At 67.1% G+C, this 24666-nt stretch carries 21 protein-coding genes; all 21 read right to left on the bottom strand.

Annotated features, from left to right (window positions below):
* Nucleotides 1-36 precede the first annotated feature (36 nt).
* The gene (locus QQL87_RS24660) at nt 37-975 is read right to left on the bottom strand and encodes a TauD/TfdA dioxygenase family protein (RefSeq protein ID WP_284421357.1); all 939 of its coding nucleotides are present in this window, start codon (nt 973-975) and stop codon (nt 37-39) included.
* Between the two features lie 29 nt (nt 976-1004).
* A complete protein-coding gene (locus tag QQL87_RS24655; protein ID WP_284421355.1) occupies nt 1005-1208 on the bottom strand; it encodes a hypothetical protein in 204 nt (67 codons plus the stop codon).
* 447 nt (nt 1209-1655) lie between these two features.
* Nucleotides 1656-2318: a DJ-1/PfpI family protein gene (locus tag QQL87_RS24650; protein WP_284421354.1), complete on the bottom strand. Its 663-nt coding sequence runs from the start codon at nt 2316-2318 to the stop codon at nt 1656-1658.
* Between the two features lie 17 nt (nt 2319-2335).
* Nucleotides 2336-4531, bottom strand: a complete 2196-nt coding sequence (locus QQL87_RS24645) for a multicopper oxidase family protein (protein WP_284421353.1) — start codon at nt 4529-4531, stop codon at nt 2336-2338.
* A 43-nt stretch (nt 4532-4574) separates the two neighbouring features.
* Nucleotides 4575-5672: an NAD(P)/FAD-dependent oxidoreductase gene (locus QQL87_RS24640; RefSeq protein WP_284421352.1), complete on the bottom strand. Its 1098-nt coding sequence runs from the start codon at nt 5670-5672 to the stop codon at nt 4575-4577.
* A gap of 2 nt (nt 5673-5674) precedes the next feature.
* The gene (locus tag QQL87_RS24635) at nt 5675-6091 is read right to left on the bottom strand and encodes a hypothetical protein (protein ID WP_284421351.1); all 417 of its coding nucleotides are present in this window, start codon (nt 6089-6091) and stop codon (nt 5675-5677) included.
* Nucleotides 6088-8361 (bottom strand): LodA/GoxA family CTQ-dependent oxidase, encoded by a 2274-nt coding sequence (locus QQL87_RS24630; RefSeq protein WP_284421349.1) that lies wholly within the window; start codon nt 8359-8361, stop codon nt 6088-6090. The genes QQL87_RS24635 and QQL87_RS24630 overlap by 4 nt, the downstream gene beginning before the upstream one ends.
* Before the next feature lie 34 nt (nt 8362-8395).
* Entirely contained in the window at nt 8396-10495 is a 2100-nt protein-coding gene (locus tag QQL87_RS24625; protein WP_284421348.1) for a tyrosinase family protein, read from the bottom strand.
* 400 nt (nt 10496-10895) lie between these two features.
* A complete protein-coding gene (locus QQL87_RS24620) occupies nt 10896-11522 on the bottom strand; it encodes an FMN-dependent NADH-azoreductase (protein WP_284421347.1) in 627 nt (208 codons plus the stop codon).
* A gap of 3 nt (nt 11523-11525) precedes the next feature.
* Nucleotides 11526-13121 (bottom strand): isochorismatase family protein, encoded by a 1596-nt coding sequence (locus tag QQL87_RS24615; protein ID WP_284421346.1) that lies wholly within the window; start codon nt 13119-13121, stop codon nt 11526-11528.
* An 18-nt stretch (nt 13122-13139) separates the two neighbouring features.
* The gene (locus QQL87_RS24610; protein WP_284421344.1) at nt 13140-13988 is read right to left on the bottom strand and encodes an MBL fold metallo-hydrolase; all 849 of its coding nucleotides are present in this window, start codon (nt 13986-13988) and stop codon (nt 13140-13142) included.
* Between the two features lie 39 nt (nt 13989-14027).
* A complete protein-coding gene (locus QQL87_RS24605; RefSeq protein WP_284421343.1) occupies nt 14028-14915 on the bottom strand; it encodes an amidohydrolase family protein in 888 nt (295 codons plus the stop codon).
* Nucleotides 14912-16030: a VWA domain-containing protein gene (locus tag QQL87_RS24600; RefSeq protein ID WP_502871212.1), complete on the bottom strand. Its 1119-nt coding sequence runs from the start codon at nt 16028-16030 to the stop codon at nt 14912-14914. Before QQL87_RS24600 ends, QQL87_RS24605 begins: the two co-directional genes overlap by 4 nt.
* 11 nt (nt 16031-16041) lie before the next feature.
* Complete coding sequence (locus tag QQL87_RS24595) at nt 16042-16923, bottom strand: AAA family ATPase (RefSeq protein ID WP_284421339.1); 882 nt, start codon at nt 16921-16923, stop codon at nt 16042-16044.
* A 6-nt stretch (nt 16924-16929) separates the two neighbouring features.
* Complete coding sequence (locus QQL87_RS24590; RefSeq protein ID WP_284421338.1) at nt 16930-17952, bottom strand: xanthine dehydrogenase family protein molybdopterin-binding subunit; 1023 nt, start codon at nt 17950-17952, stop codon at nt 16930-16932.
* A gap of 1 nt (nt 17953) precedes the next feature.
* Entirely contained in the window at nt 17954-19528 is a 1575-nt protein-coding gene (locus tag QQL87_RS24585; protein WP_284421337.1) for a xanthine dehydrogenase family protein molybdopterin-binding subunit, read from the bottom strand.
* A 13-nt stretch (nt 19529-19541) separates the two neighbouring features.
* Complete coding sequence (locus tag QQL87_RS24580) at nt 19542-20021, bottom strand: (2Fe-2S)-binding protein (protein ID WP_284421335.1); 480 nt, start codon at nt 20019-20021, stop codon at nt 19542-19544.
* A gap of 3 nt (nt 20022-20024) precedes the next feature.
* Nucleotides 20025-20846, bottom strand: a complete 822-nt coding sequence (locus QQL87_RS24575) for an FAD binding domain-containing protein (RefSeq protein WP_284421334.1) — start codon at nt 20844-20846, stop codon at nt 20025-20027.
* A gap of 15 nt (nt 20847-20861) precedes the next feature.
* Nucleotides 20862-21305 carry an SRPBCC family protein gene (locus QQL87_RS24570; RefSeq protein ID WP_284421333.1) on the bottom strand — a complete coding sequence of 148 codons (444 nt, stop codon included), beginning with the start codon at nt 21303-21305 and terminating at the stop codon, nt 20862-20864.
* Nucleotides 21306-21309: 4 nt separating this feature from the next.
* Nucleotides 21310-21747 carry an SRPBCC family protein gene (locus tag QQL87_RS24565; RefSeq protein WP_284421332.1) on the bottom strand — a complete coding sequence of 146 codons (438 nt, stop codon included), beginning with the start codon at nt 21745-21747 and terminating at the stop codon, nt 21310-21312.
* 6 nt (nt 21748-21753) lie between these two features.
* Nucleotides 21754-24651, bottom strand: a complete 2898-nt coding sequence (locus QQL87_RS24560) for a flotillin family protein (protein ID WP_284421331.1) — start codon at nt 24649-24651, stop codon at nt 21754-21756.
* Nucleotides 24652-24666: the final 15 nt, after the last annotated feature.

Below are 24666 nucleotides of genomic sequence, written 5' to 3'. Positions count from 1 at the left end.
GGCCGGAAGACCTTCGCCTCTGCATCCCGCCCGGCCCTACTCCGCCGCCTCGCTGAGCCCGAGCCGCGCCTGCGGGATCTCGCCCGTGACCACCGAGACGCGCTCGCCCCAGCGCTCCTCGGGATAATAGTCCCAGACCGCGTGGTGCTGGCTCGCCCAATTATCCCATACCAGCAGCGAGTTGGGCCGCCACTGCACCCGGGTCTGCAGCGCCAGCTGGCCTTCGACGTGCCGGAACAGCAACTGCAGCAGCGCATCGCTCTCCCGCCGCGTCAGCTGCACGATGTGCGAGGTGAAGGACGCATTGACGTAGAGGAACTTGCGGCCGGTGCGCGGATGGGTGACGACCACCGGATGCTCCGACTGCGGATAGGTCTTGCCCGGATCGGGCTTGGCGCCGTAGCCGGCGGTCCACGCCAGTGATCCGTCGTGGATCGCCGTCAGGCCATCGAGCAGCTGCTTGATCGGGTCCGACAGGAATTCGTAGGCGAGATACATGTTGGCGAAGGCGGTGTCGCCGCCGAGCGGCGGGGTCCTGGTCACACGCAGCAGCGAGACCGCGATCGGGCTTGGATCGCAGGAGACGTCGGGGTGCCAGCCGTCGCCGGCGGTGAAGCGCGAATTCGCATCGGTCTTCCACGACAGGAATTCGGGATCGAATGGGCCGTCATGGCGGAAGCGGCTTGCCGCCAGTTCGTGCCGGTGCAGCGACTTGCCGAAGCGGCGCGCAAAGCGCTTGTGGTCGTCTTTCGAGATGTCCTGATCGCGGAACACGATCGCGAGATTTTCGTCGAGCGCGCGGCGGATCTCCGCGAACTGCTCATCCGACACCTCCTTGGAGAGATCGACGCCGCCGATCTCCGCGCCGGCGGTCGGACCGATCTGCCGCACCTCGATGGTGTGATACGGTTCGCGCCTGGCGCCGTTCCAGGCCTGGATGGCGAGCTTGTCGTTGAAGTCCCTGTAGAAGCTCATGAGCTGTTTTCCTTTGGAGAATGGCAACCTCAGATGGATCCGCGCCGGATGCGTCCGCCGCCCGCCGTGACGAGGGCGCGCGCGGCACGTTCGGCCTCGCGCGCGGAGGCGAAGGATTGTCCCTCCAGGCTGTCGAAGGCGCGCTCGGAGGAGAAGAAGCTGAAGCCGCGCTCGTCGGCCGTGACGATGCCGGCGGTGCGGTTGTAGACCTCGATGACATAGGCAGTCGGCATGATTGTTCGTTCGCCGCTCGTGCGGCGCTCCTGTCTGATCTGCAGATGTCGTGAAGGCGTCGAGTTCGGCTGCAGTGATCAGCAACAGGCCCCGGTCGCCGCAGAGAAGCAGCGTCCGGCGAGGCGCTTGTGCACCAGGCGGCGGGCTGCGGTTCTCGTTCTCATGTCGGCGAGTCCTGATTGAGGGATGACGGCTACGAATATCAGCGCCGCACGTCGTCCGGTCAATGAAATGGAACTTCAAAGATCGCGACCGAGCACGTCGTTTGTTTCAGAACCGGACACACTAACGCAAATAGTCGCTCGTCGAGCGCGACAGCTCGGATTGCGACTAATTTGCACGCCACCTGATCGGTGCGACCAGCCGAGACCCGGCGGCATGCTCAGGACCAACACTGCAGTCTCAATCCGGATGCTCCCGGCTTCAACGTCGCCGCTGCGGCATCGTCATCGCGGCGTGACGCGCGACCCGCACCCCAGCGCTGCAGCCGGAACCGGACATTGCGCCGGGGTCGGCGGAATTGCGCTGTGAACCGGCGGGTCCGGATAGTATTGGGTGTTCTGCTGAACCTCACGCGCGAGCTCGGTGCCGGCGAGCAGGGAGATCAGCATCAAGGCCTCATCGAGCCCCGCCGAAATCCCGCCTCCGGTCAGGCGTCGTCCGTCGAGGACGAAGCGGGGATGGCCTTGTGCGACCTTCACGTTCGGAAACAGCGACGGGAAGCAGGCGAGGAACGCCCAGTGCGTCGTGGCCCAATGGAAGTCGAGCAGACCGGATGCGGCGAGCAGCATCGCGCCCTCGCACACCGAGCACATGTATTTCGCGCCGTCCGCCTGCGCCGTCAGAAAGCTGACATAGACCCGCTCTGGATCATCGATGATGCCAGCGAGCGCGTTCGGATCACCGCCGGGCACCCAGACCGCGTCATACTGGACCGCTTCAGCAAAGGTCTTCGTCACCTGAAACGGAAATCCCCGGCCGCGAAACTTTTTCAGGCCCGGCTCGGCGGCGACGAGATCGACCTCGAAACCCGCCCAGTCGAACATCTCGAACGGCCCGGCGACGTCAAGCATGTCGACGCCGTCGTAGACCGGAATGGCGATGTTCATGATGCCCCCTGCCCGGCTCAATGCTTGTGGGGCGCGGGCTGGCCCGCTGCCTTGCTGTGACGCATGCCGGTCATCTTCAGGCCACCGCCGGGCGCGTTGAGATCCGGGACGATGGCGATGTTGGCCATCATGCCGGCGTCCTCGTGGTCAAGGATGTGGCAATGCAGGACGTACTCGCCGATATAGCGGTCGTAATGCGTCCTGACCCGGATCTGATAGTTGTTCTCGACGATGATCGTGTCGCGGAACGTATGCCACATGCCGCAATACTGGTTGGCCAGCTGCTGCTTGTCGGATTGCACGATGTCGGGCCGGCAGGTGCCGTCGGGGTTGTAGATCGAGACGCGCTGGCCGGTGGCATTGGTGATCGTCACGTCGATGATCTGGAATGGATTGACGTGGATGTGGAAGATGTGCGGCTCGCCCTGCGCGGTGAGCAGCCAGTCGTCGGTGGTGTTGACCTCGCGGGTGAAGTTCACCACGTCCGGATCATAGGACTTGCCGTTCACCGTGAAGGCCGGGAAGTTGATCGCGAAATCCGCCTGCTGCTCCTGGCTGCCGACGGCCGGCGGCGCGAGCATCTCGAACGGCGCCCATGGCCGCAGGTCGCCGGCGCGCAATCCGGCGCGGACCGGCTCCGGCAATGTCGGATTGGCATCGTACAGCGTCGTCCCGACATAGGCCTGCAGGTCGCCGCTCACGGGCTGGCCACCGCGGACGTGGATGTAGGCGAGCAGCTGCGGCGTCGACGGACCCTGCCCGCCGCCGTTGCCGTTGGACACGCGCTCCGCCGGCGGCGCGGCCTGGTTGAGCAGGCAATAGTCGCCGTCCGAGGGGAAGACGACGAGGACGTCGCTGCGATAGCCGGGCTGCATGTAGTTCGATTCGAGCACGCCGCCGACCTGCGACGCATGCACGGTGCGCACCCTGGTCCGCGTCAGCCCGTCGGAGGCGATCTCGAATTGCGGGATCAGCGTGTCCGGGCTGGCATTGCAGGCGGCCAGCAGGTCGGTCTGCTGCTGCTGCCGGTTGCCGCTGAGCGCCGAGGTCGCGATCAGGTTTGTCGCCCCCACTGGCGTCGCGCGCACGATCTGGACGTTGACGGTGTCATGGATGCCGGCATGTACGAAGCGCCAGCGCTGGATCTCTCCGGCCGGCACCGTCAGGGTCGGCTGCACGATGCCGTTGACGCTGGTGAAGCGGCCATTGGTGTCCCAGATCGTCGCGGAGTCCAGCTGCAGGCCGAAATTCTCGACCACGCCCGGGCTGACCGGATTGCCCGGACTTGCCAGCGGGCAGATCCAGGGCGCGTTGGCGACGTCGGCGGAGCTGTTGACGTTGTAGAGCCCCTTGGTGGTGTAGATCTGCTGCCAGGGACCGCCGGCCTGCCCCGGCTGATTAGCGAAGCAGGCATAGGCAATCTGCTGGAACAGGAAGATCTGCTCCTTCATCGGCGCGCCGTTCACACCGTGCAGCACGGTGTCGATATCGGCGATCGGCTTCGGGTTCTGCGGCGTCGGCGGCGTGTAGGGACGGTCGCCCTTGACGATCAGCACGCCGGAGGCGCCGCTGGCGACCTGCACCGCGGTCGAGCCGTGGCGATGGGCGTGGTACCAGAACGTTCCCGACGGGTGATCCGCCGGCACGTTGATCTCGTACGGAAACTTCGTCTGCGGCGCGATGTTGAGCAGGACGTTGTCGCCATTGCCGGCCGGAGAAACGTGCAGCCCATGCGTATGCAGATTGGTGGTGTTGAAGCAGCCGACCAGGTCCGGCAGGCCGAGCCCCGACGGCGGATTGGGAAGGCAGCTCGGATCATCCTTCTGCAGTTGATTGATCAGGTCGACACGCAACGTGTCGCCCGGCTTGACGACGATCGCGGGGCCCGACTTGCAGCCGCCATAGGAGCGCAGCTCGACCGGATCCATGCCGTCCGGCTGCGGATCGGTGGGATCTGGGTTGTTGATGAAGAAGCGGCCGCGCACGAAGTTCAGCACCACCGAGACGATCGCTCCACGGCGCGAGATCGAGCCCTGCGGCCGGCAGCCGCCGGACGGCGGCGCCACGGTCGCCGCCTCCAATTGCACCACCTCGTTCTGTCCCGGCAGGCTCGGCGGGGGTTCGAACGCCCGCGGCGTCGGTGCGGCCGATGCCGCATGCATCGGCCCAAGCGCGGCGACGACGAGACCAATTCGCGCAATGCTTTTCATCATGGTGTCCGTCCTGTCGTTCAAAAAAGAAACTGCAATAAATTGATCAACACGTGCCGGCGCGCCGGCGCCGCCAGAATGGGCGCTCGGCCCAGCGCGACACGCTTTGATAATGCTCGCTCAGCGTCGTCATGTAGGCCGCGGCCTCCCGCGCAACAAAGGCGCCATAACGGTCGAGGGCCGCCGCATCGCCGCGGGCGAGGCAGTCGCTCGCTGCGTAGCCGGCAAACGCGCCCGAGCGCATCGCCTTGACGACGCCGTGCCCCGAGACCGGATCGAAGGCGCTGGCCGCATCGCCCGCGCACAGGAAGCGGAAGCCCACCGTCGCCGCCGCAGCGCGCGTGCCCGCGGCCACCAGCCGCGGTGCGTCGATGGCGACGATCTTGCCGGCGATGGCCGACACGAATTGCGTCTTCGCCAGCGCGGCGCGCCAACCGTCGGCAGTGTTCAGCCCGAGATCATGAGCAAGATCGGCGTCGGTCATGCAGGCGAAGGCGCGCCGGCCATCATCGAGCGCCAGCGTGTACCACCAGCCGTCCTCGCATGCCTCGACCAGCAGCTCCGGCGCCGCCGGTCCGGACATCGTCGCCTCGGCATAGGCCGCAATGAGACGATCGCGCGTCCTCGCCCGCCGCGCCAGGCGGTCGGCGAGCGCGCGGCCACGGCCGGACGCATCGATGATCAGCCGGGCCGAATGGCGGCCGCCGTCATCGCAATCGACCGACCAGCCATCGGCCTTGCGCGCGAGACCAGCGACCCTGGCGTCGATACGGCTCGCCGCACCGCAAGCCTCGGACGAGAGCCAGTCATCGAACCCGGCACGCGGGACGCGCCAGGACGGGCCGCGCGCCATCAGCAGCCATTCGCTCGACCTCAGGCCGCTCTCCTCCCACGAGACCAGCGTCCGATGCGACGGCGCGAAACCCTGCGCGAGGAAGCCCTGCCACAGCCCGAGCTGACGCAGCACCGGCTGCAGCAGCGGCGACAGCACCTCACCGCGTCCGCGCCGCGCATCGCCAGCGATACACGATGCATCGGGCGCGATCACCGCCACGCGCAGCTCCGGGGCGCACAGCGCCAGCGCGCGGGCCGCGGCGGCTCCGGCGGGCCCTGCCCCTGCAACGATGATGTCGAACGCGGCCAAGATCAGCCGGCCCGCACGGCGTAGAACGACGCGACGACGCCGGCCGGCGCCACCGTGCCGGGCGCACCGCCGCTGTGCGGGATGGTGCGGATCACCGAGCCGACGATCGCCGGCCGCTGGTCGACGCCATTGGGCCAGGCCGGCACCAGCGAGCCCCAGTAATCATAGATCCATTGCTCGCCACTGACGATGCCGACGCCCTGGAAGCGGACCTGCATCGGCGAGCCATAGGCGCGGGATCCCTTCAGCGCGAGCGACCAGCCGGGGCCGCCGATCGTGCCGGCCAGCAGCTGCATCGGCGCATCGAGAATCTCGATCGTGCCGCGCCCGAATTCGAGATCGTTGAAGGCGGTGCCGACGTCGGGATCGTTGAGCAGGCTGCGATAGGTCCAGTGTCCGACGAAAGGATTGTCGCTCATGATGCCTCGCTTGCTGGATCGGCGCGGTCCGCCGTCCGTTCGACGCTGATGTATTTGTAGGTGAGATCGTCGGCCGCCTTGGCGCCTGGCTGGTAGGGATTGCGCACGATGAAGCCGAGCTTCGACCACTCGGTCACCATCTTGAGATCACCGACCGGAATCTGCGGAATGCCGCGGCTCCACGTGGTCCAGACATAGTTCGGCTGGCCGTCGTCGATCGAGGCAATCTCGAACGACTGCAACGGCCGGTGCGCCGGCCACCACAGCGTGGTCCAGGTCTTCTCGTCGCGGCGCAGCCGCCCGTCGCCATCGCTGTCCGGATAGAGGTTGTTCCAGTCGGCATAGGTGATGTTGATCGGCTGCGTCGTGCATTCGTTGAAATCGGACTGCCAGGGCAGCCCCATGTACTTGGTCAGGTCGCCGGGCTGCAGACCGGTGTCGAAATCGTTGTCCTGGCTCAGCGGCTGCTCGACATTGAACGTGTAGTCCGCGATCACGCTGCCCTGCGACTGGTTGGCCTGGGCCGCGCTCTGCAGAAAATCCGAGACGCTGCGGTCGGCCTTGATGCGGTACGGCGCCCAGTAGATCGAGGGGTTGCGCATCACCCAGCCGAGCTCGCCGCCCGGACAGAAGGCGCCGCCAAGCACGTTGCTGAGCACGCCGCGGTCGAGTGCATGGCCGGTCGTCGGCGGCGTCTTCGGGTACGGCTCGAACGGCGAGTAGCCGGTCGGCAGCCAGCCCTCCTCCTTCTCGTTGATGAACCAGCCGCGCGCCCATTGTCCGAGAATGAAGAGCTGGTATTCGGTCAGATGCAGGAATTTCGACGGCGTCTCGTTGGTCAGCGGATTGTCGCCGCACAACAGCGGCATCAGCGGCAGCGAATGGACGCGCGACGACGCGCGGTCCTGCACTTGGAAGGAGTTGGACTCGCCGGCGCGCCGCATCAGGTCGAACAGAAAGCGGCGCATCGGCCCATACGGATCCTCGGCCTTGGAGCGGTGCGCGGGACCGGCCGACTGCGCGACCAACATGACGGCCTCGCCCTGGCTGGCATCGCGCGCCGGCGCGGCCGCTTCTGTTTCCAGATCACCGGCCAGCGCCGTACGGCGCGGCGTCTGCGCCAGCTTATCGGGATCGAAGGTGCCGCGCTGGGCCTGGTCGTGCGGATAGTTCGACTGCTGCAGAATGTCGTTCAGATAGCGAAACTCGTCCGGCCGGAACAGGATCGGCCAGATGTCGCGGTAGAACCAGGGCCGGTAGTTGCGATTCCAGGCCAGCCGCCCGGCCCGCCAGTGCCGCAGCGCCGCTTCGTCGCGAAAGTCGATGTGCTGCGGATCGTCATAGGTCCCGAGCATGCCGTAGATCCCGGTGTCGGTCGCAAACTGGCGCACGTAGAGATCGTGCAGCACCTCGTCCATCGTGATCATGTCGAGGATCTGCGGCGCGAAGCGCGGATAGCCGACCACGACCCACGCCGGAAACTCGACGTCGACATAGCGATTCTGGCCGACCTGCTCCGAATACATGATCAGCCGCGCCATCACGGGGCCGTCGGAAATGTCGTCATACCAGCCGTCGGTGTTGGCATAGTCCTCTATCTTGGGACTGCCGCCGCCGCTGACGTCCATGCCCGAGTGGCCGTGACCACCGAGCACGATGAGGCGTCCATGGTCGTCAGTCATCATCTCGCCGAGCGTATCGATGTCGAACGGCTGCAGCCCCTTCGGCGGGAAGGTGGTGGCATAGCTGCCGATGCCTCCCGAGCGGTCGAAATGCGCGCGCCGGCTGGTGGTTGCGTTCACGCTGCGCGGGCCGGGATCGATGATGAGCAGGTCACGGTCCTGCCCCGTCACGCCGGCGTTGCGCCGCGGACTGCCGGGCGCATAGCCATGCTCGCCCTTGAGCTCGGTGAACGGATACCAGGAGGCCTTCTTGTTGGCGACGTAGACGCGCCATTGGATGTCGACCAGCACGCCGTGATTGCCGCCGCCCTCCACGGGATCGCCGACACGGAGCGGCCGGCCCTCGGGCGACGTCTCGTCGTAGACGAAGATCTGGAAACGCGCGGCCTGCCGCTTCACGCGTCCCTGCGCATCCTTGAAGGTCTTGACCGGCACCGGCGTGACGCCATCCGGGCCGTTCAGCGGATTGCCGAAGCTGTCGCAGGCCAGCGGCAGCGCCGCAGGCGTTTCCGGCGCGAGGTAGAACTCGGTGTCGCTGTTGCCCAGGCGTGCAATGCCGATGCCCGGATGGATTCGATACGTCGCCATTCCTACCCCGCCAATGTCTGAACCCAGCAATGTCTCAATCCAGGAAACTGATCGACACGCCTTCCAGCTTCAGCAGCTCCCGCTCCTCCAGATAGTCGCCGCCGATGACCACCAGCGTGATCTGCAAGGGTCCATTCTGGGCGAGCGCATGCCGGGCGGCAGCCGTGACATCGATGCGATGCACCCGCGGCGTGTTATGGCTGCGCTCGCGCTGATCGAAGGTCCGCTTCTGCGGCGGCGGCAGGTCGCAATGGCCGGGCCCGCCGTAGCAAGCGCCATGTCCGAAGATCGAGATGTAGCCGGCGTAGTGCGGATTGCCCCTGATCGGCGTCGCGGCATCGGCGCCGGGATCGTTGAGGAAGGCGCGCACGAAGCACGAGCGCATCAATTGCGGCACCTGGTGCAGCCGGATCTCGGCGCGCTTGAAGCTGCGCGCGGCCTGCGGCACGTCGATCGGCTGTGACAGGAAGCGGCTGACCGGCGCCTCCAGCCCGACCGGCATGAAATGCGAGCTGCGGACATATTCGTAGCCGAACGGCGCGATCTCCAGCGTGTCGCGGATCGTGTAGTTCCACGGCGACAGCACCGCATCGAGATCGGCCGGCAGCGCATTCGGATTGAGCTTCTGCCATTCGGCCCAGATGCGGTCGATGTTGACGTGGATCGGCCAGAACACCGGGTCGTAGGACGCGGTCAGATTGCTGAACATGTCGCCGAGGCCGGGCTGTGAGTACAGATCGGAGCGGGCATGAAAGCGGCGGCCGTTGATCTGGGCCGCATCGTTGCGGCGCAGGGTCAGCGCGCGCAGCCGTGCCGTCTCCTGGTGCGAGCGCGGCGCCGCCGTGGCGGCGTGGTTGGGTGTGCAGACATAGGCCGCCTGCCCGGCATCCGGATTCTGCCCGCCGGTCCAGATGTGCATCGTGTTGTGCGGGTTCTGGTCGAGGAAGCCGAACGCCGAATCGTAGATGCTGCCGCCGCCGAAATCGCGGAAATTGTTCAGGCTCAGGATCTGCGCGATGTCATCCGCCGAGGGGTAGTGATAGTGGATGACCTGATTGATGGTGCCGCCGCCGGCATATTCGGCCGGATAGCGCAATGGATACCACAGCGCATTCGACTCCAGCAGCGCATCGATGATGCGCTGGCGGTTGGCGTTGGCGGGATCAGGTGTCACGGCCGTGTAGCCGATCCCGGTGATCAGGTTGCAGAAGAACTGGTGCTGCGAGCTGAAGAGCGCGCGCTCTTGGGCCAGCGCCATGATCGCCCGCTTCTGTTCGGCCGTCGGCGCCGGGTCGAGCGCCGCGACCAGCGTCTCCGCCGCCTCGACGGTGAGATACGCCTTCAGCGCATTCGGAATGATGCGGCCCTTGTCGGGCTCCTCCGGCCGGTACTCCGGCATCGTGAAGTCCCAATAGGGCAGCATCAGCCCCGGCTCGAAATCCTGCAGATTCTGCTCGAACTCGTAGAGGTAGGCGCGATGCCAGGGCAGGAAGCGCTCCCAACCGTGCTGGCAATGATTCTGATGGATCAGCGCCTGATTGTTGTAGCTGCGCCGGTCCTCCGGCCAGCGGTTCAGCGCATAGAGCTGCCGGAAGCCGCGGCGCAGGCGGTTGAGCTGCGGCTCGCTCATGCAGTCGATGTTCATGCGCCGCCGCGGCTCGCCCGCGCCGCTCGCCGGCAGATAGCCGTCGGCGGACACGGCGAACTCGGCGATCTCGCTCACTCGGATCGTTGCAGCCGGATCGCGCAGATCGAGCGCGACCGCAACGCTGGTCGCATCATCAGGACAGCCGGCATCGATCCAGTCGGCAATGACGGCGATGTCCGCCGGCGCCACGGCGCGCCCGCCCCACGGCAGCGGCGGAAACCGGCCGCCGTCGAACGGCGCTTCGCCGCGCAATCCCTTGATCAGCCCGGATGCGTCGCTGCGCGCGCGGGCCGGCTGACAGCAGGCGTGCCCGGCAGGCACCGGCGCGACCATCCGGATGCCGAAGACCTCGGCATCCTCCAGCGCCCGCGCGCCTCGGCTCCAGAACCGCCCCGCTCCGCCATAGTCGGCGGCGCTGTCGCCGGCGGCTTGGTCGAGGATCGCCTTCACCCGCGAATAGGCCACGGTCAGCACGTCGGTGTCCATTCCAGCCCCCTGGGCAAGCAAGATGGAGAAGGCGGCGTAGCTAAATCACAACTTACGGGTGCTGTCATCCGCCTCCGCACTTTTCTTTCGATTTAGCGAAATGATTATTTTCGCGATTGCGTGATCTGCTTCATAGTCCGCGCGGCAGGAGCGCAGATCGCCATCGGCAAGATCGACACGCGACCGTCGCAACGTTGTCGTATCGTCTCGTATTGGAGTTAGGTCAGCGCGCATGTCCTTCCGCGGCGCGCGTCACCGCGAGCGGCGCAGGACGTCCGGGCGACGCTCAGCCGTCGGACGGAATGGAAAGCTGCCGATCCCGCCAACTCCCGACACGCGCCATGCCGGGTGCGCGGGATCAGGCCCGAGCTTTGACGATCGCGTCGATGTGAGTGTGACGTCAGAACCGCGCGGCCATCTCGACGAGCTGACGGTGCGCGCGATCACGCGCCGCGGCCGCGTGCTGCGCCGGTCCGCTGGTCGGACCGACCGGGACGAACCTGAGGTCACGAAGACCCATGAAGCGCAGCGCCTCGCGCAGGTATGGCGTGGCCAGATCGCTCCGGCCCCTGCTCATGCCGGTGGTGAAGTCGCCGCCGCTGGCGAGGATCACGAGGGTCGGGCGATCTTTGAGCAGCGGCAGGTAGCCGCTGATAGGATCGAAGCGAAAGGTGAGCCCAGGCTGATTGATGATGTCGAGCCAGTGCTTGAGCTTGTAAGGGATGCCGAAATTCCACATCGGCGTCGAGATCACGACGCGCTCGGCCAGATCGAGCCGCACGGCCATGCGCTCGGCCACGGCGAACGCCGCGCGCTGGCTGTCGGTGAAAGCACGCCCGCCCATTCGCGCATATTTCGCCTGCAGGATCTCGCCGTCGAATTCCGGCAACTGCTCCCGCCACACGTTCAGCTCGTCAATGTCCCAGTCCGGCCGCGCCAGCCGGAAGCGATCGAGAAAGGCGCGCGCGGCAGCGCCGGATTCCGAGTCGGCGCGCGGCGAGGCGACGAGATGAAGCAGCTTCGGCATGCCTCAACCCAGCGCCTTGATCACGGCATCGGCCTGCGTGACGACGGCGACATTCTGCAGGGCGAAGTTGATCGACGCGTTGTGCCAGTCCGCATTCATGGTCGAGCAGCAGTCCTCCGGCACCACCATGAAGTAGCCTTTGTCGGCGCCGGTGCGCGCGGTGTGCTCGACCGACATGTTGGTCCAGGCTCCGGTGTTGATGATGACGTCGCGGCCGGTCGCTCTCAGGATGGTCTCCAGCCGCGTGCCCTCCCACGCGCTCATCCGCATCTTCTCGACCACGAAATCCCCGTTCCTCGGCTCGAGCCCCGCCACGGGCGCTGCGCCCCAGCTGCCGCGCACCATCGCCTTGCTGTCGACCAGGCCCTCGAACAGCGGCGCGTTCAAGGTCACACCGGGGGCGCCGGGCTCGACCACGAACCAGACATGGATGATGACGACGCCGCGCGCACGCGCGACCTCGGCGACACGCCGGACATTGTCGACGACACGCTGTTGCTTGGCATGACCGGGCGCACCGGACTCGGCGAAGGCGCCGCCGTCCATGATGACGTCGTTCTGCAGATCCTGGATGATCATCGCGCAGCGGCGCGGATCGAGCTGCATGTCGCCGGATGCCAGCTGCGGCGCCGATGGCGCGGACGTCGAGCTGGACGTCGCAGGACCTGCCGTTGCCGCCCCTCGACTTCGCGCGCTCATATAGGGCTCATGGCGCGGGCCGACCTTGCTCTGAATCGCATAGACCGAATGGGTCGCGGTGAGATAGAGCGTACGAAACTCAGGCCCGCCCCAGGCCAGATTGGCCACGAGCTCCGGCACGCGCACCTTGCCGAGCAGCTCGCCCGTGGGCGCATAGACCCAGACGCCGCCCGGCGCTGTCACCCAGACATTGCCGCGCTGGTCGCATTTCATGCCGTCGGGCACGCCGGGCTCGAGCTCGGAGCGGATGCCGCTGGCGAAGACGCGGCCGTTCGACAGCGCGCCGTCGCTGCCGACATCGAACACGCGGATCAGCGCCTGCACGGTATCGTTGACATAGAGCAGCCGCTCGTCCGGCGAGAAGCACAGCCCGTTCGGCTGGTCGAACAGATAGCGGTCGACCAGCAGCCGCGGCGCGCCGCCGCCCGGCGGCACGCGGTAGATTCCCTGGAAGCCGAGCTGGCGCGGCCGCTCCACGCCATAGACCGGCATGCGACCATACCAGGGATCGGAGAAGTAGATCGCGCCGCTGGAATGGACGCAGACGTCGTTGGGGCTGTTCAGCTCCTGGTTCTCGAAATGCGACGCCAGGATCTCGCGACGCCCGTCAGGCCGCTCGCGCACCAGCGACGACGTCGCATGCTCGCAGACGATGAGGTTGAGATCCGCATCATAGGTCATGCCGTTGCATTTGTTCGACGGCCGCCGCATCTCGACCACGCCGCGCTTCGCGTCCCAGCGGCGGCGGACATCCGCCGGCATGTCGGAGAACAGCAGGAACTGCTCAGCCGGGTGCCAGATCGGCCCCTCCGTGAACTCGAAGCCCGTCGCAACCTGCGCCACCGGTGCGTAAGGGTCGATCAGATTTTCGAACTCAGGGCGCAGGGTCACGTGGGTCATCGTCTGTCCTCGGGCCAATCACGCGGGAAACCAGTGCCGCTGCGGCAGCGACTGCACGACCGGACCCGGCACCTGGTCGTGCAGCCGCCCCGTCACGACCCCGCCTTCGATCTTGGCGGGGCGGTCGTGAACCGGCAGCAGATAGCGCGAGCTCGACAGCAGCTTCTTGATCGCCGCCTTCTCGGCACGCTTCGAGGTGCCGTGATTGCCGGTCGTGCGCGGCTCAGCGTCCTGGATCTCGTTGAACGGCGTCACGATCTGATCGTTGAAGTCGTAGATCACATCGCCGCAGATGGTGGCGATGCCGTCGGCTGTGTGAACGTGAATGTTCATCGAGCCCTCGGTATGAGCATTGGCGGCATCGCAATAGACGCCCGGCATCAGCTCGATCGGGCCGGTCAATTCGAGATCGAGGAAGCGCAGCGCGCTCTTGGTGTGCAGCCGGTCGATCAGGTGCTTGATATCGGGCGCCGGATATTGCGGATGCATCAGACCGGACACGGAATACTCCAGCTCGCGGCGGTTCAGCACCACCGTGGTGTTCATCGGAAACAGATCATCCTTGCCGGCATGATCGATGTGCAGATGGGTGTGGCAGACATAGCGGACGTCGCCCATGCGCACGCCGTGGCGCGCCAGCTGGTTCTCGATCATGTTCTCATGGTACTGCAGCCCGCGCATCCCCAGCGTCTCCATGATCTGGTTGGAGCGATAGCCGGTATCGACCACGACCGGGTACGGCCCGCCGAGGATCAGGAAGCCGAGCGTCAGCACGCGGCGGGTGCGGCCACAGTCGCGGCCGAGCACGAGGAAGCTCGATTCCAGCTCGATGTCACCATAGTCGAGAACCTTGATTTCCAGCGCCATGAGCGTTCCCTGTTGCGTTTGTTGTCGTTGCGCGCAGCGTCATCCGAGCCGATAGACCCGCCGCGCGGTCTCTCCCATCACACGCGCCCGCGCGCGTGCATCGAGGCCTTCGATCGCGGCCTCGTAGGCGGCGATCAGCGCGCAGTACTCCGTCCAGAGCTTCTCGATCGGAAAGTTCGAGCCGAACAGGCAACGCTCGGCACCGAACATGCCGATCGTCTCGCGCACGATGTCGGCGACATGAGCAGGGTCGTTGCGGCGGATGAAGGTGCCGAGGCCCGAGAGCTTGCTGACGACATTACTGCGGGCCGCGAGCTGCTGCATGCCGTCGCGCCATTGCTCGCGCCCGGCCGGCGAAAGATCCTCCAGCATGCCGGCATGCTGTAGGATGAAGGTGACGGACGGGCAGCTTTCGGCGAGTGCCGCGGCGCCCGCCATCTGGCCGGCGAACACCTGCAGGTCGAACGACCAGCCGTAATCGGCGAGCCGCGCGACATTGGCGCGGATGTTGGGATCGCTGCAGAGATCGGGAGTTGCGGCGAAGCGATACAGCGGATTGTCGTGCCAGTGCAGCTGCATCCGAACGCCGCGCACCAGGGGATAGCGGGCGAGCCGGTCGAACTGCGACCGCGCGTCGCTGACGGCGAGGTCGGCATAGGCCACGATCGCGTGCGGAAAGCCATGCTGCTCCGCCGTGCTCTGGACCCAGGCGGCCTCGTCCGCGAAGCCGTCCTTCGCCCAGTTGGTCTGGACATAGACCGATTGCGTCACGCCGTTGCCGGCGATGTCGTTGAGATATTCCTCGATTGTGTAGTCGCGCCTGATCGGCTCATAGGGGCCGAAGATGCGCGGCTGCATCGGTCCGACCAGCCAGGGCAGATCAGCCTGCCGCCAGATATGATGATGCGCATCGACGGTGCCGTTCATGCCGCCCTCCTCCGCGCCAGCGACAGAACATGCGCGACGATGGCCTCGTCCGAGCCGCCGGGAACGATGTCGTCGACATCCGGCACAATCGCCTGCAGCGCTTCGGTCTGCGGCTTGAAGCCCGGCCCGGTCGCAAGCGGCGTCAGCCAGCTCAGGCGCCAGGCGCGCAGCGACAGCTTCCTGACGGCGTCACGGAGCGCCTGGTGATCGCCACGCTCCAGCCCGTCCGAGACCACCAGCACTGCCGCGCCGCGCGCATAGGTCGAGAACCGCGGCACCGCGAGAAACGCCTGCAGCGCCTCGCCGATCCGGGTGCCGCCGTCCCAGTCGCTGACGAGGTGCGAGGCCGCGAGCAATGCCTGTTCACGGCGCTTCAGCCGCAGCGGACGCGTCACCCGCGTCAGCCGCGTGCCCAGGGTGAACACCTCAGCCTGCGGCACCGCCTGCACCAGCACATGCGCCAGCCGCATGTTGTCCTCGGTGCGCGCCTTCATCGAGCCGGAGACGTCGATCAACAGCAGCAGCCGGCGCAGCCGCGGCCGCCGCTTCAGGCGCAGCAAGCGCAGCACCTCGCCGTCGCGCCGCACGCTCTCGCGCATCGTTCGGCGCAGGTCGATGAAGCTGCCACGCCGCGCGCGCATGCGCCGGTGGCCGCGCCGCTTCGGCAGCTTCGCGCGCGCCTGGCGCGCGAGGCGCTGCAGGGCATGGCCGCCGGTCGTCGCAGCCAAGCGGCGCGCGACCAGGGCCTCGGCGCGTGTCGCCGCCAGACCGGACTCGTTCTGCTCTTCGGCGATGTCGGGATCGACGGCGCCGTCGCCCTCCTCCTGCAACCGCACGACGTCGTCCTGCTGATCCGCCGCGCTGAGACCTGTCGCCTCGGTCAGGCCGAAATGGATGTCGAACAGCAGATTGTAGGTGGCGAGCCGCTCGGGCGGCGGCGCCAGCGTCGCCGTCCCGGCGCGGCGGATGTCGTTCAGACTGGTCGGTCCCAGCAGCGCGATGGCTTCGAGAAACGACGTGGTCTGCTCGGGCGCGATCGCAAAGCCGTTCCGCCGCACCAAAGCGGCGAAGGAGATGAAGATCTCGGCAGCCCTTGGCAGGCGCGGCTCGGGCAGGCGAAGCTCGCTCATGTCATCGACTCCGCCAGCAGCGCGTCGAGACGCGGGGCGATGAAGGACAGATCCTCCTCGTCCTTGAGCGCGACGCCGATCGCGCGCTTGAACGCATCCGGCCAGCGCGCCCCGGTCTGGTTCAGCAGCGTCGCAGCCTCCGCCCAGTCGACCGCCTCGGCAATGCCGGGCGCCTTGCTCAAGGGCTCACGCCTGAGCTTCGCCACCGCCGCGACGACAGCGCGTGCGGTCGCCTCGGCAACGCTGGAGGCGCGCATCATCACGATCCGCGCCTCGCGCTCCGCATCGGGATAGTCGATCCAATGATAGACACAGCGGCGGCGCAGCGCTTCGTGCAGGTCACGTGTGCGGTTCGAGGTCAGCACCACCACCGGCCGTTCGGCGGCGCGCACTGTGCCGCGCTCAGGGATGGAGATCTGGAAGTCGGACAGGAATTCGAGCAGGAAGGCCTCGAACTCCTGGTCGGCGCGATCGATCTCGTCGATCAGCAGCACGGTGGCGTCAGGCGCGCGCAGGCAGGCCAGCATCGGCCGCTCGATCAGAAAACTCTCGCCATAGATGTCGATGCTCTCCTCGCCGGCCTGGCGGATCGCGAGCATCTGGCGCGGATAGTTCCACTCGTAGAGGGCCGCCGCCGCGTCGATGCCCTCGTAGCATTGCAGCCGGATCAGCCGGCGCGCCAGCACCGCGGCGATCGCCTTTGCCGCCTCGGTCTTGCCGACGCCGGGCGCGCCCTCCAGGAGCAGCGGCTTGCCGAGCGCAAGCGCCAGATAGGCCGCGGTCGAGAGCCCGTCATCGGCGAGGTAATAGGCCGCGCGCAGCGCCTTTTCCAGCGCCTGCGGCGAGTCGATGCCGACGATGTTGCTGCGGACCACCATGCGCCGTCACCGCCGCGTCTGCGGGCGCGCGCCGCCCTGAGACTTGATCGCGCGAAGCACCTTTTCCGGCGTGATCGGCAACTCGTCGATGCGCACGCCGACGGCATTGAAGATCGCGTTGGCAATGGCCGGCAGCACCGGGTTGGCGCACATCTCGCCGGGGCCCTTGCCACCGAACGGGCCATCCGGCGCCGGCCGCTCCAGCACGGCAATGTCGTGCGGACAGATGTCGCCGGGCCCCGGCATCAGATATTCGACGAAGTCGCGCGGGCCCTGCTTCGGATCGGGATAGTACGGCTCGGTCGTCTCATACAGCGCATGGCTCATCCCCATCCAGGCGCCGCCGACCAGCTGTTGCTCGACCAGGCGCGGATTGAGCGCGCGCCCGAGCTCATAGGCAGAGTCCATCCTGACGACGCCGACCTCACCGGTCTCGTCGTCGACCTCGACCTCCGCGACGAGGCAGGCATGCGCATAGCAGGTGGCCGGCGACATCTCGCCAGTCTCGGGATCGACGTCCGACAACGGCACCAGGAAGATGCCGCGTCCCGAGATCGTCTTGCCCTGGCGGAACTGCGCGGCGATGGCGACGTCCTTGACCGAGATCGAACGATGCGGCGCGCCCTTGACGTGGATGTTGCCGCGGCCGTCGGTCTCGAGATCCCCCGCGTTGACTTCCAGCTCCTCGGCCGCCGCCTCCATCATCACGCCGCGCGCCTCCTTGGCCGCCGCCATCACGGCATTGCCGACGCGATGGGTGCCGCGCGAGGCGAACGAGCCCATGCAATGCGGCCCGGTGTCGGAGTCCGCCGTGTCGACATAGACGTCCTCGACGGGCACGCCGAGCGTCTCGGCGCAGATCTGCCGCGTCACCGACTTCATGCCCTGTCCCAGATCGATCGAGGACAGCGCCACCGTGAACTTGCCGCTGGGATTGGAATGCACCAGCGCCTGGCTCGGATCGCCGCCGAGATTCATACCGATCGGATAATTGATGGCCGCCATGCCGCGGCCGCGGTGCGTGGCCATGTCAGCGCCTCCTCGTTCCGAACACCGATGAAAACCGCGTCGCGCCATGCGCCGGCGATGGCGCCGGGCTCGTTGGCGGGGGTGGCGGCGGCTCGGGCTGCGACGGCGCAGAGAGCCCACGATCATAGCTGGTGCGCTGCTGCGCCGGCGCTGAACGCGGCTGCGCGGGTTCGCGCGGCGTCGACGGCACCGCGGCCCGCACACCTCCGCCGTCCTTGCGCGAGGACATCCGGCGGAACTCGTCGCGGATCGGCCACTTCGCCTTCTCGGCGGCAACCTGGACGCATTCGATCAGCGCGGTGTTCTTGGCCTCGCGCCGGTGCGCCTTCATGTCGCCGTCGCGATAGGCGTTGAGGATGCGGAACTCCATGGGGTCCATGCCAATGAGATGCGCGAGCTTGTCCATCTGGCATTCGAGCGCGAAGTCCATCCCGGTGATGCCGAAGCCACGCATCGCGGTGGCCGGCGTGCGATTGGTGAAGACGCAGTAGATGTCGCCATGGACGTTCGGGATTGTATAGGGACCGGGCAGATGCGCGGCGCATTTGACCACCGCATAGCTCGACAGCCGTGTATAGGCGCCCGAGTCGAAATACGCGCGGATCTGGCGCGCCACGATGCGCCCGTCGCGCATCACGCCGTCCTTGATGTAGATCCGCTCGGCGCCGCGCGGCGGCCCGAACTGCATCTCTTCCTCGCGCCCGAGCACGTAGCGCACCGGCCGCCCGGTCAGCATCGCCGCCAGAATCGCGAGCGGCTCGGTCAAGGTGTCAACCTTGCCGCCGAAGCCGCCGCCGACAGTACCGCCGATGAAGTGGAAAGTGTTCGACGGCAGATCGAGGATCTTGGCGCAGGTGTCGAGTGAGAAGAACAGCGCCTGGGTCGAGGTGTAGACGACGTAGCGGCCGTTGGTGTCGGGGGCTGCGATCGCGCCATTGGTCTCGACCGGCGCGTGCTCGATCGGCGACATCTGGTAGCGCTGCTCCAGCACATGATCGGCGCCGGCGAAGCCACGCTCGACGTCACCGAAGCGCAGCTTCTGGTGATCGTAGCGGTCATGATAGGTGAACGTATTCTTCGGATAGGTCTCGTTGACGACAGGCGCCCCCGGCTTCAGCGCCTCTTCGACGTCGAATACGGCCGGCAGCGTCTCGTAGTCGACGCGCACCTTGGCCGCCGCCTCGGCCGCCGCGCGCGGCGTATCGGCGATGACGGCGACGATCGGCTCGCCCTTGTAGCGGACCTTGTCGATAGCCAGCGTCGGCTCGTCATCCTTTCCGAAATTGATCAGGCTGAGCAGCGTGTTGAGGTTGCGCGGCACGTCGCTGCCGCGGATGATCCGCCGCACGCCCTCGCTGCGCTCGGCCTCGCTGGTGTCGATGCGGCGCAGCCGGGCATGCGGCTGCGTCGACCTCACGACCCTCAGATGCAGCATGCCCTGCAGTCTATGATCGTTGAAGTAGGTCGAGGTGCCCGTGACATGGCCCAGCATGTCCTGGCGCTGGGTGCCCTTGCCGATCTCGTTGAGATTGTCGTCGCGCTCGTCGGCGAAGATGTCCTTACGCAATTCCAGCATGGCGATCTCCCCTTCAGGCGCTCGCGCGCAGCGACGCGGCTGCCGCCAGCACCGCATTGATGATCGGCTCGTAGCCGGTGCAGCGGCAGATGTTGCCCGAGATCGCCTCCACCACCTGCTCGCGGCTCGGCTGCGGGATCTTGTCCAGCAGCGCCTTCGCCGCCATCAGCATGCCCGGCGTGCAATAGCCGCATTGCGCGGCGAAGCCTTCGGCAAAGGCGCGCTGCAGCGGATGCAGGTTCGGCCCGGTCTTGATGCCGTCGAGCGTCTCGACCGCGCGGCCCTCGACGGCCTCGGCGAGCGTCAGGCAGGCGAGAAGCGCGTCGCCATCGATCAGCACGGTGCAGGCGCCGCAGCCGCCCTGGCCGCAGCCGAATTTCGGCGTAACGTCGCTGATCATCTCGCGCAGCACGACCAGCAGATTGGTGCCGCCGTCGACGAACAGCGCGACATCGCGGCCATTGTGACGAAACTGAAGGGGGGTCTTGGCCATGCTCTAGCTCTCCTGTCCCGACAGCAGCCGCCGCAGATGCACGCCGACGACCTCGCGGCGGTACCACGCGCTGGCCAGCGAATTGTCGGCGGGTGCCGTTCCCTCGGCCGCCGCGGCGGCAGCGGCACTGATCGCACTCGCGTCGAGCGGCCGGCCTTCGAGCGCGCGCTCGGCCGCCTTGGCGCGAACAGCGGTCGGCGCCATCGATCCCAGCGCGATCCGCGCACCGGTCACCCGGCCGCCGCTCTGTGGAAGATGCGCCGCGAGCGTGATCACCGATCCGCCCTTCGGCTTGATGCGAGCAATCTTGCGATAGCGGAACGCGTCCGCCGACGCCGGCCTGATGCAGGACACCGCAACCACCAGCGCACCGGCCTGGCGATCGCGCGATTGCAGGAACTCCTCGATCGGCATGTCCCTGACGCCGAAGCCGCCCTGCAGAGCAACCATGCCGTCGAGCACCAGCAGCGCCACCGTGAAGTCGCCGAACGGCGCCGGCGCAAAAAGGTTGCCGCCGACGGTGCCCATGTTGCGCACCGCCGGGCCGCCGATCGAGCGCGCCGCCGGATGCAGAAAGGCGAGATCGCGCTCGGCCAACACGCGGGCGAAGGTGACGCCCGCACCGATCCTGATGCGCGCGCCTGCCACATCGATGCTCTGCAAGGTCCGGTCGGTGGCGCGGATGACCGTCGCGATCGAGACGTCGCCCTCGTTGAGATCGCGCATCACCAGCGTGCCGCCGCCGAGATAGCGCGCGGCGCGGTCCGACGACAACGCAGACGCTGCTTCGCTCACCGCCTGAAATGTCTTCACCGTGACCGGCATCGGTTCACCTCGTCCTCATGCCGCCCGCTTCAGATGCGATCGGATCGCCTCGAAGCCGGCCTGATAGATGTCTTCCGCGACCATGCGCGTCAGCACCTCGGCCTGCTCGGGCCGCGTCGTGAAACGGCTCTCCCAGTGCCAGAAGGTGCGGTCGCCGTCGGTGACCGGCAGCAGCCGGACATGCGCGACATAGTTGAACAACTGTAGCGGCGTATCGAGCAGGCAGTAGCTGAAGCTCTGTTCGAGATCGGACAGCGCCAGCAGCTGCTCACGCAGCTCCGAGCCATCCTTGAGGCGGAAGCGCCTGACACAGCCGATCTTGTCCGAGCTATGCGAGCGCTCGATCGCCGACGTCGCGACCGCCGGATGCCAGCGATCATGGCCGTTGAAGTCGCGCAGCACCTCCCACACGGCGCCCGTCGGCGCGTCGATAATGGTGCTCTTGACGATATGCGGCACGGCGTCAGCCTCCGAACGCGCGCTTGAGCGCATCGAAGCCGCCCTGGAACACGCCGCTGCCGATCGAAGCGACCAGATCGGCCTCGCGCTCCGGCGCGCAGTCGAACTCGGCTGTCCACTCCAGAAACGTCCTGTCGCCGTCCGTGACCGGTGTCAGCCGGATGGTCGCGACGTAGTTCGACACCCCCATCGGCGATTCCAGGATCGAATAGGTGCAGAACATGTCGTAGTCCGACAGGCCGAGCAGCTTCTCGCGAATGCGGTCGCCATTGCGCAACCGGAAGTCCCTGACGCAGCCGATCTTGTCGGCCGGCTCGCCGCCCTCGATCCGGCTCTCGGCGATCGCCGGATGCCAGTTCGGCAGGCCGTTGAAATCACGGACGCGCGCCCACACCCGATCGTTGCGGGCACTCACAACGGTGGAGACATAGACCCTCGCCATGGCGCCTCACCCCTTCTTGCGCGGGCCGCGATCGGCCGGCGGCTCGGAGGGCGCACCATCGGCAGGGCCGCTACCGCCGCCTGCGTCCTTGCGCGCCGCAGTGTCCTTGCGGATCCCCTGCATGTCCCTGGCTTCGCGGATCAGGCCCGGCATCTTGGCGAGGCTGCCGCCCTCAACACCGATATCGGCCAGAATGGAGTCGATCAGCGGCGCCTGGACCCGATAGCGCAGCGCCGAGTCGATCACCTCGTCGGTCGCGCTGCGGCCGCCATTGCCGCCTCCGCCATTCCCGTTCAGGCCGTCGACCTGGAGAATCCGGATGCCCTCGATCTTCTCCATCGGCTTGACGCTCTCGCGCACGATGCCCTCGATGCGGTCGAGCAGCTTGCGCCGGAACAGCGAGTAGCGCGCCTGGTCGGTCAGAACGTTCTCGGCCTCGTTGAGCAGCTTCTGTGCCTCGGCTTCGACGGCGGCGCGAATGCGTTCGGCCTCGGCCCCGATCCGGATCTCTTCGGCCTGCTTCTCGGCGATCAGCACCTCGACCGTCTTGCGGCGGCGGGCGATCTCGCTCTCGCGCGCGGTGATCACCTTCTCGGTTGCCTCGGTCGCGCGCGTACGCGCTTCCTCGGCGGCGACCTTGGCCGCGGATTCCTCGAGCGATTTCTGGTACAGCACGATGGCCTTCTCCATCAGCGCCGTCTCGACATCCTTCTCCCGGTTCACTTCGAGCTTGCGCAGCTCGCGCTCACGGCCGATACGGGCCTCATCAAGACCGCGATCCGACGCAATGCGCGCGCGCTCGACCTCCTCGCGCGCCGCGATCTCGGCCTCCTGCAGCGCCTGGACCCGGCCGACCTCGAGCTGCTCGATGGCGCGGCGGCGTTCGAGCCGAACCGCTTCGAGCGCCTGTTCGCGCGAGACGTCGGCGGTCTCGACCTGCTTGCGGGCCACGATCTCGGCTTCCTTGACCAGCCGATCGGCATCGATGCGCTCGGCGCGCTTGGCGGCGAGCTCGATCACCCTGATCTCATCGGCCAGCTCGATCGCCTTCTTCTGATCGATGTTGAGCACCTCGCGCGTCCGCGACGAGGCGATGCGCTCGGCCTCCAGCGCCAGCTCGACCTCGATGCGCCGCCGCTCGACCGCCTCGCGCCGCCTGAGATCGGCGGCCTCGACGGCCTCCGTGCGCGCGATCTCCAGGCTGCGCGTCTCCGTCTCCGACTGGATGCGCTTCGCGGCCACGGCCAGCTCCTGGGCAATCCGCGCCGCCTCGATCGCCTCGCGCGAGGCGATGTCGGCCTCTTCGACGGTCCTGATGCGCGCGATCTCCAGCCCACGGAGCCGCTCCTCCTGGGCGATGCGGCTTGCTTCGGTCGCCTCGCGCGCGGCGATGCCGGCGATCTCGATGCCCTGGTTGCGCTCGATCTCCAGCTTGCGCGTCGCATGCTCGGCCGCGATGCGCTCCGCCGACAGCGCCTGCTCGCGCGCGATCCGCGCGGCCTCGACCGCCTTCTGCGCCTCGATCTCGGCCTCCTGGATGTTGCGCACCTGGGCGATCTCGGTGGCGCGGGTGCGCTCGTCCGAGCTGATCCGCTCCAGATTGACGATCATGGTCTGCGCGATGCGCGCCTTCTCGGTGGCCTCGCGCGCGGCGATCTCCGCCTGCTCGACGGCACGGGTGCGCTCGATCTCGCGGCGGCGCGTCTCCTCGTCATTGGCGATGCGCGCATCGGTGACGACGCGATCCTGCTGGATTCTCGCCTTCTCCACCGCCTCGCGGGCGGCGATCTCTGCCTCCTCGATCGTCCGGGTGCGCTCGATGTCGCGCTGCCGCACCTCGCGCTCGGATTCGATCCGCGCGGCGTCGATGGCGCGCTGGTTGGCGATCCGGGCCTTCTCGATATCCTCGCGCGCCAGCAGCTCACGCTCCTCGACGGCGCGCGTGCGCTCGATCTCGCGTTGCCTTGTGTCGCGCTCGGCGGCGATCCGGGCCTCCGCAATCGTCAGCTCATTGGCGATCCGTGCCTTCTCGATCGTCTCGCGCGCCATGATCTGCGCCTGCTCGGCCTCGGTGTCGCGCAGCGCTCGTTCGCGCGCCACCTCCGTCCGCTGCAGCGCGCGGCGCATCTCGATGTCGCGCTCCTGGTCCAGCCGCGCCGTCTCGCTCTGGCGCTCGATGTCGAGCGCCTCGCGCTCGGCTTCCAGGTTGCGGGTGCGGATCTTGATCATCGAGTCCTGCTCGATGTCGTTGCGCAGCTTGCGCTTGCTCTCGATGTCCTCCATCAGCCGGGTCAGGCCTTCGGCGTCGAAGCGGTTCGACGGGTTGAAGAATTCGAGGTCGGTCTGGTCGAGATCGGTGATCGCGACCGATTCCAGCTCCAGGCCGTTCTGCGCCAGCGCCTCGGCGGCGGCCGCCTTGACGCGCCCGACATAATCGCCGCGCTGCTCGTGCATCTGCTCCATCGTCATCTCGGCCGCGACCGAGCGCAAGGCCGAGACGAACTTGCCGGACAGCAGCGCGTGCAGCTTCTCCGGTTCGAGGGTGCGCCGGCCGAGCGTGGCCGCGGCGATCGACACGGCCTCGCGGGTTGGCTGCACGCGGACATAGAAATCCGCCTCGATGTCGATCCGCATGCGGTCGCGCGTGATGACAGCGTCCTGCCGCGCGCGCGTGATGCCCATCGGCAGCACGTTCATGTTGACCGGGGTGTAGTCGTGGATGAACGGCATCACGAAGGCACCGCCATTGATGACCACGCGCTCGCCGAGGAAGCCGGTGCGGACGAACGATACCTCCTTTGAGGAGCGGTGATAGAGCCAGTTGACGATGTAGACGGCCACCACGATGACGATGATCGCGATGATCAGCCAAAGAATCAGCTCACCGACCAGAGCTCCGGACATGTCGTTCCTCCTCCG

The organism is Bradyrhizobium sp. SSBR45G, assembly GCF_030159255.1.
Taxonomy (GTDB): domain Bacteria; phylum Pseudomonadota; class Alphaproteobacteria; order Rhizobiales; family Xanthobacteraceae; genus Bradyrhizobium.
The sequence above is the reverse complement of the archived record's forward strand: the minus strand, read 5'-3'. Positions and strand labels throughout refer to the sequence as shown.

What these genes read in the sequence shown, in the direction of transcription:
- QQL87_RS24660 (WP_284421357.1), bottom strand. Translation starts at nt 975, where the DNA reads ATGAGCTTCTACAGGGACTTCAACGACAAGCTCGCCATCCAGGCCTGG.
- QQL87_RS24655 (WP_284421355.1), bottom strand. Translation starts at nt 1,208, where the DNA reads ATGCCGACTGCCTATGTCATCGAGGTCTACAACCGCACCGCCGGCATC.
- QQL87_RS24650 (WP_284421354.1), bottom strand. Translation starts at nt 2,318, where the DNA reads ATGAACATCGCCATTCCGGTCTACGACGGCGTCGACATGCTTGACGTC.
- QQL87_RS24645 (WP_284421353.1), bottom strand. Translation starts at nt 4,531, where the DNA reads ATGATGAAAAGCATTGCGCGAATTGGTCTCGTCGTCGCCGCGCTTGGG.
- QQL87_RS24635 (WP_284421351.1), bottom strand. Translation starts at nt 6,091, where the DNA reads ATGAGCGACAATCCTTTCGTCGGACACTGGACCTATCGCAGCCTGCTC.
- QQL87_RS24630 (WP_284421349.1), bottom strand. Translation starts at nt 8,361, where the DNA reads ATGGCGACGTATCGAATCCATCCGGGCATCGGCATTGCACGCCTGGGC.
- QQL87_RS24625 (WP_284421348.1), bottom strand. Translation starts at nt 10,495, where the DNA reads ATGGACACCGACGTGCTGACCGTGGCCTATTCGCGGGTGAAGGCGATC.
- QQL87_RS24620 (WP_284421347.1), bottom strand. Translation starts at nt 11,522, where the DNA reads ATGCCGAAGCTGCTTCATCTCGTCGCCTCGCCGCGCGCCGACTCGGAA.
- QQL87_RS24615 (WP_284421346.1), bottom strand. Translation starts at nt 13,121, where the DNA reads ATGACCCACGTGACCCTGCGCCCTGAGTTCGAAAATCTGATCGACCCT.
- QQL87_RS24610 (WP_284421344.1), bottom strand. Translation starts at nt 13,988, where the DNA reads ATGGCGCTGGAAATCAAGGTTCTCGACTATGGTGACATCGAGCTGGAA.
- QQL87_RS24605 (WP_284421343.1), bottom strand. Translation starts at nt 14,915, where the DNA reads ATGAACGGCACCGTCGATGCGCATCATCATATCTGGCGGCAGGCTGAT.
- QQL87_RS24595 (WP_284421339.1), bottom strand. Translation starts at nt 16,923, where the DNA reads ATGGTGGTCCGCAGCAACATCGTCGGCATCGACTCGCCGCAGGCGCTG.
- QQL87_RS24590 (WP_284421338.1), bottom strand. Translation starts at nt 17,952, where the DNA reads ATGGCCACGCACCGCGGCCGCGGCATGGCGGCCATCAATTATCCGATC.
- QQL87_RS24585 (WP_284421337.1), bottom strand. Translation starts at nt 19,528, where the DNA reads ATGCTGGAATTGCGTAAGGACATCTTCGCCGACGAGCGCGACGACAAT.
- QQL87_RS24580 (WP_284421335.1), bottom strand. Translation starts at nt 20,021, where the DNA reads ATGGCCAAGACCCCCCTTCAGTTTCGTCACAATGGCCGCGATGTCGCG.
- QQL87_RS24575 (WP_284421334.1), bottom strand. Translation starts at nt 20,846, where the DNA reads ATGCCGGTCACGGTGAAGACATTTCAGGCGGTGAGCGAAGCAGCGTCT.
- QQL87_RS24565 (WP_284421332.1), bottom strand. Translation starts at nt 21,747, where the DNA reads ATGGCGAGGGTCTATGTCTCCACCGTTGTGAGTGCCCGCAACGATCGG.
- QQL87_RS24560 (WP_284421331.1), bottom strand. Translation starts at nt 24,651, where the DNA reads ATGTCCGGAGCTCTGGTCGGTGAGCTGATTCTTTGGCTGATCATCGCG.